General features: G+C 61.6%; 8 protein-coding genes and 1 pseudogene. 2 read left to right on the forward strand and 7 right to left on the reverse strand.

All coding sequences use genetic code 11. The annotated features are described in order from the left end of the window. Positions 1-13: 13 nt before the first annotated feature. From B9A15_RS23540 to B9A15_RS21440, 7 genes and pseudogenes are all read right to left on the reverse strand, one after another. Positions 14-322: pseudogene (locus tag B9A15_RS23540) on the reverse strand (transposase); the annotation flags it as partial. Positions 323-484: 162 nt separating this feature from the next. Further along, entirely contained in the window at positions 485-1,057 is a 573-nt protein-coding gene (locus B9A15_RS21415; protein WP_084412888.1) for a hypothetical protein, read from the reverse strand. 193 nt (positions 1,058-1,250) lie between these two features. After that, on the reverse strand, positions 1,251-2,645 hold the full coding sequence (locus tag B9A15_RS21420) for an IS5 family transposase (RefSeq protein WP_084412908.1): 1,395 nt from the start codon (positions 2,643-2,645) through the stop codon (positions 1,251-1,253). 283 nt (positions 2,646-2,928) lie between these two features. Then, on the reverse strand, positions 2,929-4,833 hold the full coding sequence (locus B9A15_RS21425; protein WP_244557070.1) for a methyl-accepting chemotaxis protein: 1,905 nt from the start codon (positions 4,831-4,833) through the stop codon (positions 2,929-2,931). A 671-nt stretch (positions 4,834-5,504) separates the two neighbouring features. Next, on the reverse strand, positions 5,505-6,152 hold the full coding sequence (locus B9A15_RS21430; protein WP_084412890.1) for a DUF2585 family protein: 648 nt from the start codon (positions 6,150-6,152) through the stop codon (positions 5,505-5,507). Between the two features lie 88 nt (positions 6,153-6,240). Next, positions 6,241-7,776 (reverse strand): cryptochrome/photolyase family protein, encoded by a 1,536-nt coding sequence (locus tag B9A15_RS21435; RefSeq protein WP_084412892.1) that lies wholly within the window; start codon positions 7,774-7,776, stop codon positions 6,241-6,243. Positions 7,777-7,786: 10 nt separating this feature from the next. Further along, positions 7,787-8,515 (reverse strand): SDR family NAD(P)-dependent oxidoreductase, encoded by a 729-nt coding sequence (locus B9A15_RS21440; protein WP_084412894.1) that lies wholly within the window; start codon positions 8,513-8,515, stop codon positions 7,787-7,789. A gap of 162 nt (positions 8,516-8,677) precedes the next feature. On the opposite strand from B9A15_RS21440, the gene B9A15_RS21445 reads away from it, so the two are divergent. Continuing rightward, complete coding sequence (locus B9A15_RS21445; RefSeq protein WP_084412896.1) at positions 8,678-8,857, forward strand: DUF2256 domain-containing protein; 180 nt, start codon at positions 8,678-8,680, stop codon at positions 8,855-8,857. 174 nt (positions 8,858-9,031) lie between these two features. After that, the gene (dxr, locus tag B9A15_RS21450) at positions 9,032-10,198 is read left to right on the forward strand and encodes a 1-deoxy-D-xylulose-5-phosphate reductoisomerase (RefSeq protein ID WP_084412898.1); all 1,167 of its coding nucleotides are present in this window, start codon (positions 9,032-9,034) and stop codon (positions 10,196-10,198) included. The last annotated feature ends 187 nt before the right edge of the window (positions 10,199-10,385 follow it).

Below are 10,385 nucleotides of genomic sequence, written 5' to 3' on the forward strand. Positions count from 1 at the left end.
GGGATTTCTGTCTTGCTGGATGGGTGTCGAGGCCGCCCGCCATGCGCGGGACAGCGCGAAGATCGCCGGCGATGTCGAGAAAGCCGTGCGCCGCGGGCCAGCGCTGCATCTGTTGATAGACAGCCGCCCAGGGCGGCGGGACATGCGGCATGAACCGTCACGGAATGCCAGTCTTCACCAAATATCGCAACCCGTTGAAGACCTCGCGAAAGTGATGATCGTGCTGACCAGCCTCTTCACCCAGAAGCCGAAGATAGGGCGCGACCACAGTAAGATTTTCATCGGAAACATCGGTCCGATAAGAGGGCCGATGGCCTGTCATGATCAATCAACGCAAAACCATCGAAGCCAATTCATAAAAGCTCCGTCAAGGAGGTTAGTACCGAGACAAGAAGCTTGTCGGGCGCAAAAAACGGAAACCTCGAGGACTATCGTATGGATAGGTAAGGGGTTTCATCTGGCCATCCGCATCGCGATAGGACGCTCACCAGCTTAGGATAGACTCAATACGACCTTTCGTGACGGGCTCGTTGGTAATGGTTATCGTAATTGATCTGAGCTTGTAGCCTGGCCCGAAGGCTTCCTGAATATCATTTGGATCGACGAGCTTAAGGCTAGTCGGGTCATTAATGTTCTCAAAAGTAACGAGCAGTGGATAGCTCGACGGCGGCATCGTTATGGTGGCGCCAATGGCATCATCCTCCATCAGCTTAGGCGCTGCATCCAGAGGTGGTTGCTCTGGATAGAAGAGATCGAAGGTATACGGCAAGCTATTCAATAACGCGAAGATGTACCTTCCTGGCTTGACCTCTAGGGCTATCGCCTCGCCGCCATGTGTGTACGTCGTACGAGGAGCATCAGGTGTCAGTCGAGGGAAAGGCTTTTCGTAAAATTCGGTCTTGAGCACACCCGACGCCGATTTGGTGCCGTCCGGTGTGTCGACCGTTACGGTCAGCCTTTCATGCCATACCCACGAGTTGCCGCAACTGGACAGACCTAAAATCAGAGAAAGGAGAAGAACGAGCCCGAGTTTCAGGAGGAGGGAAAATATCGCCATCTCATCCGATCCAACCACGCGGTGCAGCTGAGGTTCGACCCCGTCGATGACGGCAAGATCGAGGTGATCAGCCTGTCATGCAGCAGGCCGGTCATGGCGGGACTATCGCAGACGGGGCTGAGCGCTACCAGTGTGATGACGTGTTAGCGTTAAGCGGTGCGTTCGTCGTTCTGTCGTCCGTGAAGAAGGCTGATTAAGCCGCCGGGCAAAGCTGGCCCTGAGCGAGCATTGTGATGACCGCGGCTTGGATGAAGGCGACAAAAAGCTTTAGCCAAGCGAGGATTCGGCGGAAGTTGTAGCCGACGGCGGCTAGGACGGCATTGGCGGCGTCGCCGATGCTGTGGGCGAGATAATTGCGGCCCATCCGGTGGTCGGCCTTGAGATGGCCGATGACGGGTTCGACGGCCGCCCGCCTTTTCATTTCACGCCGGATCGTGTCGGTCATGCCGCGTTTCTGGCCCGAGGTGTAGACCTTGAAGCGGTGGCTTTGCGGCGCGTTGTGGCCCTTGTAGCCGGCGTCCGCGATGATCCGCGTGAGGGTCGCGCCGACTTGAGCCTCGATTGCGGGAATGACTGTCGCCAGCGTGTGCCCGTCATACGGTTTTCCGGGCAACGCCGCGACATGGGTGACGAACTGGCCGCCCTTGGAGCGCTTCAGTGTGGTGGCGACGGAGACCTTGACGCCGAACTCATAGGGCCGATGGGCTTTCCCCTTGCCGATGCACTCGACCTCGGGCGCATGCAGGCTGAAGACCCGGAGATCGGCGTCTTTCGGCTGGCCACAGAGGGGAATGAGATTGCGGTTGCCGGCATGGACCCTGCGAGCGAGCATGAGTTCGTGGGCCACCGCCGCTTCCAGCTCCGGGTCGCCCTTGGTCTTCCTGACGATGTCGCGGATGACCCGGCCGAGATAGGTCTTGAGGGTCCTGAGCGCCTTGTTCGCCCGCTTGAACTGCTTGGCATGGGCGTAGCGCTGCTGCCTGATCAGGGCAAACTTGCCGACCCGCTCATAGGACTGGCGCAGATCGATCCCCAGGGTCTTGGCCAGGCGCACCAGCCGTTCTCGCGAGCGCTGCATCAGCTTGGCATCGGTCGGATGGGCGATCGCCTTGGGCTGCACTGTCGTATCGACGACGGCCCTGGTGAAGTCGGCGGGCTTGGCCGCGCCGGTTCGGGTCGCTGTGGCGAGGCTCTCCTGCAAAAGCGCGTTCAGCCGCTCCTCGCCCATCCGCTGGCGCCAGCGCGTCATCGAGGAGCGGTCGAAAGGCAGCTTATGGCAGAAGAACTCCTCGCCGCAGAACAGCTGATAGTACGGGTTCTCCAGCCAGCGATCGCAGAGCGCCTCGTCGGACAGGTCGTGCATCGCCTTCAGGATGGCGAGCCCGGCCATCAGCCGGGTCGGCAGCGGCGGGTGGCCGGGCGCGTCGGTGTAAACCGCGCCGAACCGCTCCTCCAGAAACCGCCAGTCGATCGCCCGGCCGAGCCTGGCGAGCGCATGGTTCATGTCGACGATCTGGTCGAGCCGGGCCCGGAACATGTCCGTCTGCCCGCTGTCCCGCCGCTCCCGATTCATGGACCCCAAATGCATGGAATCACGCCTGACGCCGCAACGCAATTTGCAAGTCTATCCGCACACAGCCGGCTGAAACAGGCAAAAGTCAAATCTTTACAGAAGACGATCAGTCAGCGATTTCAATGATTTATAAATTCTTCACAGGAGGCCACCGAACACCCTGCGCAACGATGAGCACTCCCCAGGGCATGATGCCAAAACCTCATGCTGCTCTTCCGCGTCTCCACTCCATTCGCAGCGCTATGGACGCCGCCAGCTTGGCGACGCCCCTGTTGTCTTTGCCATCGAAGCGGCTTCGTTAGGCCGCTGCGCGGCTTCGGGAATGCGCCTGATGCCCTGTGCCGCCTTGACCTTGCTGCTTCTCTGAGACCAAGCGGAAGTTGGCGAGTTCAGCCGAGAGCCGATCCGCCTCGTCGTGCAGGTCATTGCTTGCTGCCGTCATCTCTTCCGCCATCGCTGCGTTCTGCTGGGTCGCCTTTTCCATCAGATTGATGGCGTTGCTGACTTCGCCGAGGTTGCTGGTCTGCTGCTCTGCGTCGCTGGCGATCGCATTGATATGCGTGTCGACGGTCTGCACCATGCCAGCGATCGAGGAGAGGCCTTCGCCCGTTTCATTAACGAGACGCACGCCTTCGGAGACGGCATTGGATGCATCTCCAATCAGTTTCTTGATGTCTTTCGCGGCTTCCGTCGACCGCTGTGCGAGCATACGCACTTCCTGGGCCACGACGGCAAATCCCTTGCCAGATTCGCCTGCGCGCGCGGCTTCGACACCAGCGTTGAGTGCCAGGAGATTTGTCTGGAAGGCGATCTCGTCGATCAAGCCGATAATCTGCGTGATCTTCGCGGACGACGTCTCGATATTGCGCATGGCGTCGATCGCATCCGTCACGACATTCTGAGCGTTGTCGGCTTGCAAGCGGCTTCCGTGCACGATCTTGCGCGCCTCCATCGTCCGGCTGGATGTCGAGCGAACCTGGCTGAGGATGTCGCTGAGAGCAGCGGCGGTCTGCTCGATCGAAGCCGCCTGCTGTTCTGTCCTCTGTGTCAGATTGTCGGTTGCGACAGAGAACTCCTTGCTGCCCGCATCGACCGATGCGGCTGATTGGGATACTACGACGAGAACGTCGCGCAGTTGGCGCACGGACATATTGAAGTCCGCGCGGAGCGACTCGAACTGCGGCGCGAACTCTTCGTCGATTTCGCAGAGCATGTCTCCGGAAGCCAAGCGCCGAATCCCCGTTGCAAGCGCACCTGTCGCCTGCTGCAAGCGTTGTTCGGCCTCTTCCTCCACGCGGCGCTGCATTTCGATGCGTTCGGCCTCCGAGCGCGATCGGTTCTCCGCCGCTTCCGCCTCCAACGTCACATTCCGGATGGCAGCGTTGCGGAAGACTTCGACTGCTGCCGCCATCTGTCCGATCTCATCCTTTTGCCCAATGCTTGGAATCGTCGTATCGAGTTGGCCGGCGGCGATCTTCTCGACGCTCTGCGTAATCGCGGCTAGAGGGATGAAGAGCCGCCTGCGCAAGATGAGATAGCCGATAGCCCAAATCCCGACCACAACCAGACAGATTCCCCCAGCCAGTTGAACCTCGAAGATACGCGCCTCGTACTGTGCCATAGCCGTATCGACGGCAGCGTTGACTGAAATCGACGCGACGTCGGTGATCGTGTTGATGGCCGTGATGAGTTGGCTGAGCCAGTCCGCAAAGGGCATTGACGGCATGGCGTCCGACGCGACGGAATCCACCACGTCCTGGCGCAATTTGCCGAAGTCGCCCTCGAAATAGCTCGCATTCGCTTTCGCGACCGCATCACGGACCGGTGCTGGCACATCCGGATCGTTGGCTTCCTCCTGGACGTTTTCCCAATAGGTTTGCGTACGACCGGCGATCACGCTCAGCTTTTGCTTGTCTTCCGCGGAGAGAAGATCGCCACCGGTATAGGGACCATGCGCGATTTCCCAGACGGACCCGCCGACATTACGTGTCTGCCAAGCGCCGTTCTTGATCCGGATCAGATTGGCGGTGGCTGGGTCGAAATTGGCGATGAAGCGCTCGATTGGCTTGGAGAAATCAACCGTCGCCGCCATCAGGGCATTCCCAGCCTTGCCGAATTTCTCGCCGAAGCCGGGGTCGCGTTCTGTCAGAGGCCGGGTGAGTTGCTGATCCAGATCGGCACGCAGCGCGACAAGGGCCGACATGCGGTCAGAAATGGCGTCCCGCAGCGAGACGAGATCGGCGTCGGCGAGATCACTCCAGATCGCTTCAGCACTTGCAAAGCCACGATCGACGGTCTCCCGATTCCCTTGAATGAGGGCTCGCGCCTTTGACAGCGTCTGACCATCCATACGCATTAGATTGGGGCTGTCTGCCTTCTCGGACAATAGGCCCATCTGCATCGTCAGAAGGGCGCTGGATAGACGCGCATATTGTGCGGACGTCTGCGCGTCCTGCATAACCGTCACGCTTTCCTTCAGATTGCTGATCGGAAACGAGATGGCGACAAGACCAATGAGCATTATAAGGACGTTAACAAGCCGACTAATTGTCATGATGAGTTCCAAAGAGCGAGGTTGACGGGCATCATGTCTCGACTGGGCGTTCGCAGAGCGGGGCAATCAGCAGATCCACGAATGGAATGACACCTAAATTCAACGCAAAAGTTTAATTATTGCTTTTCGCGCCGTATGGTGAAATTTCGTGTATTTCCTCGCTTGCCGGACGAGCTTGACCGAAAGGCGTTGACGCGCGGACCGGCAGCTTTGTCCTCATCGCTCATCGCTCATCGCTCATCGCTCATCGCTCATCGCTCATCGCTCATCGCTCATCGCTCATCTCATTGATGATGAGGCAGGCGGAACGCGGCTCGCATTCAGGGGATGTTCAAGAGCCGCGCCGTCCCGATGACGAAGCCGTCATGGGCGCCGAGGGCGACGGTCAGTTCCAGTCCCATGGCGAGGAAAACCGTTGCGGCGACGGGCAGGATCGCGGCCAGATGGAAGCCGATGGCGACGAAGAGGGTGTCGCCGAGGGCGTTCAAGACCGAATCCCCCGAATAGGCCGGCGCCCCGTCGGCGCCGTCGAACAAGGCGATGAGGGCCGGCGTGTTCTCCATCGCCTCCCACAGAACCGAGGAGGCGATGGCGAGCGTCAGAAGCGCGCCGCGTGGCCAGGTCGGGCGCATGCGCTTCAGGAAGGCGTAGAGCCCCATGCCGAAAATGACGTGGAGCGCCGAATACCAGTCGGAAAATTGCTGGCTGTTCTCCGCCGGATCGAGGCTGCCCTGCCAGAGCTCGATCGTCCGGCAAGGACAGGTGAGGGGCCGTCCGAGAATGCGGAACCAGACGATCATCAGAGCGACGAGCAACGCCATGACGAGGCCGCGTCCGGGGCGGCTGGCAAAGAAGCGGGCCAGTCGCTTCGACCCGCTTCGCGCGCCCTCTTCTCCGCCGAAAGGCTGCGATCGATCATCGGGCGTTCGAAGAGACAGGGTCATTGCGCGTGGCAGATAAAGGCCCATCGGGCCGGGTCAATCGATGCGTGTTGGGCCTCGCAGGAGGTTCGCGCCTTTATGCGCAAGGCCATGAATTCGTGGGGAGCCATCGCGTTCAATAATCCCCGGTCGCGACCAGCCCGTCGAGAAACCGCGTCGCTTCCCTGCGGATGGTCTTCACCTTCTCGCCATCCATCCGCTCAAGCGTCGCATAGGTGCGGTTCATGCGGGGATTGCCCTTCAGCCGGTCCTTGTTGCGGGCGATGAAATCCCAATAGAGCACATTGAACGGGCAGGCGCCTTCGCCGGTCTTCTTGGAGGCCGAATAGGCGCAGTCGCCGCAATAGTCGCTCATCTTGTCGATATAGTTCGCCGAAGCCGCATAGGGCTTGGAGGCGAAGAGACCGCCATCGGCATAGAGGATCATGCCGACCACATTCGGCATTTCCACCCACTCATAGGCGTCGTGATAGACGACGAGATACCATTCCTGCACCTCGCGTGGATCGAAGCCGCAGAGAAGGCAGAAATTGCCGATCACCATCAGCCGCTGGATGTGATGATTATAGGCGCTGGCCTTCACCTCGGCAAAGCACTGTTTCAGGCAGTTGAGATCGGTCTCACCCGTCCAGAAGAAGTCCGGCAGCTTGCGCTGGGCGAGAAGCTTGTTGGAGGCGGCATAGTCCGGCATCTCGCGCCAATAGACGCCCCGGATGAATTCGCGCCAGCCGATGATCTGGCGGATGAAGCCTTCCACCGCATTGATCGGCGCCGTGCCGTCCCGATAGGCGTGCTCGGCCCGGTCGCAGGCTTCGCGCGGGTCGATCAGCCCGCAATTGATGAGGGCCGAAATGTGGGAGTGGAACAGCAGCGGCTCGCCGGAACGCATGGCGTCCTGAAAGGTGCCGAAATCGGGCAGGGCTTCGTCGATGAACCAGTTGAGATAATGCAGCGCCTGGCGCCGTGACACCGGATAGTCGAAATCCTCCAGGCTGCCGAAATGATTGCCGAAGCGAGACGATACGAGGTCGATGACCTCCTGCGTCCCCTCATCGACCGAATAGGTCGGCCGCTCCGGCGCTTTGACGCTCGTCTTCAACGGCTCGCGATTGGAATGGTCGAAATTCCATTTGCCCTCGGCCGGCTTGTCGCCCTCCATCAAATAGCCGGTCTCGCGCCGCATCTCGCGATAGAAATACTCCATGCGAAGGTCCTTGTGGCCCTCCGCCCATTCCGAGAAGCGCTCATGCGAGCAGATGAAACGGTCGTCGGGCCGGATTTCGACCTCGCAAGCAACCTCCTCGCGCCAATCCGCCATCATCTCGCGGACGCGCCACTCGCCGGGCTCGGTCACGACGACGCGATCCGGCGCATGGCGTTCGACGGCCCGCTGCAACTCGCCGGTGAAGGAGCCGGTATTGGCCTCGTCGTCGAGCCGGACATAGTCGACGCTGACATCCCGCTTTCTCAGATCATCGGCGAAATGGCGCATGGCGGCGAAGAGAAAGGCGATCTTGCGCTGATGGTGACGGACGTAATTCGCCTCCGCCGCGACCTCCACCATCAAGACGGTATCGCCGGCTTCGAGATCGCTCAAAGACGAGATCTCCCGGCTGAGCTGATCGCCGAGAACGAAGCGAAGCGCTGCCATGACGGGCCGGTCAGCTCTTCATGACGCGGATGGCGGAGCGCCCGCCATCAATGCCGATGACCTGGCCGGTGATCCAGGAGCCGGCCTCGGTCAGGAGAAGTTCGCCCATCGCCGCGATGTCGTCGGGCTGTCCGAGACGGGGAATGGCGTGCATCTTGGCGACGGCCTCGGCCATTTTCGGATTGCCCGCGACGGTCTGGCCAAGGGCTGTGTCGACGAGGGATGGGGCGATGGCATTGACCCGGATCTTCGGCGCATATTCGGTGGCAAGCGTGCGCGTCAGCCCGACGATCGCGCCCTTGGCCATGGCGATCGAGGCATGGGCGGCAAAACCCTGTTCGACCGCGACGGTGGAGAAGAAGAGGACGCTCGCCCCATTCTCGGCCGCCATCAACGCCTTGGACGAGGCCTGGAAGGCTTTCGCGGCGCCGAGGGCATTCAGCTTGAAGTCCGCGAGGAAATCATCGGAGGAGGCGCGGGCGAAAGGTTTCAGATTGATCGAGCCAACGGCATAGACGAGCCCGTCGAGGCTGTCGCCAGCTTCTGAGGCCGTGCTGTCGATCGCCGCTTCGTCCATGACGTCGCAGATGAGGGTCTTGGCGCCGAGCTCCTCGCCGATCTTCGCCAGCTCCGCCTCGTTTCGGCCGGCCAGAACCAACTCATGGCCGCCCTTGGACAACCGCCGTGCGATCGCCGAGCCGATGCCGCCATTGCCGCCATAGATCAGATATCGTCCCATTCCTGCTCGCTCCGCCATGTCATCGCGCCTGGCCTGTGCCGGCGGCGCTGTCGATCCCGGCAGATGCGGTGAGCCTCTGTGAGGTCAACTGCGACGTCGGGGCGCGGCGAGGCAGGCTTGGTACGGCTCGACAAGACACAGGCACCGGCCCAAATACAACTTATGCGCAAGAAGTCCGACCTCCCGACCAAGACCTGTGCCGCCTGCGGGCGCCCCATGGTCTGGCGCAAGAAATGGGCGCGGGTCTGGGACGAGGTGCGCTACTGCTCCGAGCGCTGCGGGCGCATGAAGCGGCCGGCGAATTCGGACCGGGCGAGGGCGCCGGATGGGCGCGGCGTCTGACATTCCCGCCGACCCTTGAGAGAGACGCGCTAGCCCATCGGGCTGGATTCGGTCACGGCTTGCCCTTAACCCTTGGAAACGGTGGCACGGATCGCCCGCCATCCGTTCGGCATCGAAGCGTCTGGACGCGACCTCGGAAGACGGCGACATCAAAAAATGCGGGGAAGGTCGAGTATGAAGCGTGTGTCTGTCCTGGGTGCGACCGGATCGATCGGTCAGAACACGATCGATCTTCTGGCGCGCCGGCCCGGCGACTTTCATGTCGTCGCGCTGACGGGGGGGCGCAATCTGGAAAGGCTGGCCGAAGATGCGAAACGCCTTGGCGTCGAGCTGGCGGTCACCGCCGACCCGGACGGCTTTGAGGAATTGCGCGCCCGGCTGGCGGGCTCGAATGTGGAGGCGGCGGCAGGGCCAAAGGCGCTGATCGAGGCGGCGGCCCGGCCCGTCGACTGGACCATGTCCGCGATCGTCGGTTCGGCGGGGCTTGAGCCCGGTCTCGAAGCCTTGAAGCAGGGACGCACCCTTGCGCTTGCCAATAAGGAGAGCCTGGTCTGCGCCGGCCCGCTTCTCCTGTCGACCGCTAAAGCCCATGGCGCGACCATCCTCCCCGTCGACTCGGAGCATTCGGCGATCTTCCAGGCGCTGATCGGCGAGGACATCGCCGCCGTCGAGCGGATCGTCATCACCGCCTCGGGCGGGGCCTTTCGCGACTGGCCGACCGAGCGCCTGCGCCACGCGACCCTCGCCGAAGCCGCCACCCATCCCAACTGGTCGATGGGCCAGCGCATCACCATCGACAGTGCGAGCCTCTTCAACAAGGCGATGGAGCTGATCGAGACCCATGAGTTCTTCGGGATCGCGCCGGAGCGAATCGAGGCGGTCATCCATCCCGAATCGCTCGTCCATGCGCTGGTCGGCTTTCGCGACGGCGCGATGATGGCCCATCTCGGCGCGCCCGACATGCGCCATGCGATCGGATATGCACTGAATTGGCCGGATCGTCGCGAGCTGCCGATCGAGCGCCTCGATCTCGCCCGGATCGGCGCCCTGACATTCCGCGATCCCGATGAAAGGCGCCATCCCGCCCTGCGGCTTGCGCGGGAGGTCATGCAGGCGGGCGGCTATACGGGCGCCGTCTTCAACGCCGCCAAGGAAGTCGCGCTCGACCTCTTCATCGCCGGGCGGATCGGCTTTCTCGACATGGCCGCACTGGTCGAACGGGTTCTCGACCAGATGGCGTCTGAGACAGGCGTCTTTGACACTATGCGTCTAGAGCGCGTGCGGGAGATCGACAGCCAGGCCCGTCGATTGGCGAGCGAATTCGGGACTGTCGAGGTCTGAAGCCAGCTTTGCGCCGCCCTGGACATCGACTGGGTCTACCGGCGCTTTCCAAGGCACACGGGGCTTTGCCACGAGCCATTTCGGGTCTCCCGGAACTTTTTTGAACTTTTTACGAAGAGGGGTGTTGACGGGGCGCGGAGCTGGGGCCTATATGGCGCTCATCGACGACGGCGGTGGCGCCGCGGCG

The sequence above is a fragment of the Fulvimarina manganoxydans genome (assembly GCF_900176465.1).
Taxonomy (GTDB): domain Bacteria; phylum Pseudomonadota; class Alphaproteobacteria; order Rhizobiales; family Rhizobiaceae; genus Fulvimarina; species Fulvimarina manganoxydans.

Excerpts from the sequence above, each read along its gene's own strand:
- B9A15_RS21445 (WP_084412896.1), top strand. The coding sequence starts at position 8,678 with ATGCGCAAGAAGTCCGACCTCCCGACCAAGACCTGTGCCGCCTGCGGG.
- B9A15_RS21435 (WP_084412892.1), bottom strand. The coding sequence starts at position 7,776 with ATGGCAGCGCTTCGCTTCGTTCTCGGCGATCAGCTCAGCCGGGAGATC.
- B9A15_RS21420 (WP_084412908.1), bottom strand. The coding sequence starts at position 2,645 with ATGCATTTGGGGTCCATGAATCGGGAGCGGCGGGACAGCGGGCAGACG.
- B9A15_RS21415 (WP_084412888.1), bottom strand. The coding sequence starts at position 1,057 with ATGGCGATATTTTCCCTCCTCCTGAAACTCGGGCTCGTTCTTCTCCTT.
- B9A15_RS21430 (WP_084412890.1), bottom strand. The coding sequence starts at position 6,152 with ATGGGCCTTTATCTGCCACGCGCAATGACCCTGTCTCTTCGAACGCCC.
- B9A15_RS21440 (WP_084412894.1), bottom strand. The coding sequence starts at position 8,515 with ATGGGACGATATCTGATCTATGGCGGCAATGGCGGCATCGGCTCGGCG.
- B9A15_RS21425 (WP_244557070.1), bottom strand. The coding sequence starts at position 4,833 with ATGTCGGCCCTTGTCGCGCTGCGTGCCGATCTGGATCAGCAACTCACC.
- dxr (WP_084412898.1), top strand. The coding sequence starts at position 9,032 with ATGAAGCGTGTGTCTGTCCTGGGTGCGACCGGATCGATCGGTCAGAAC.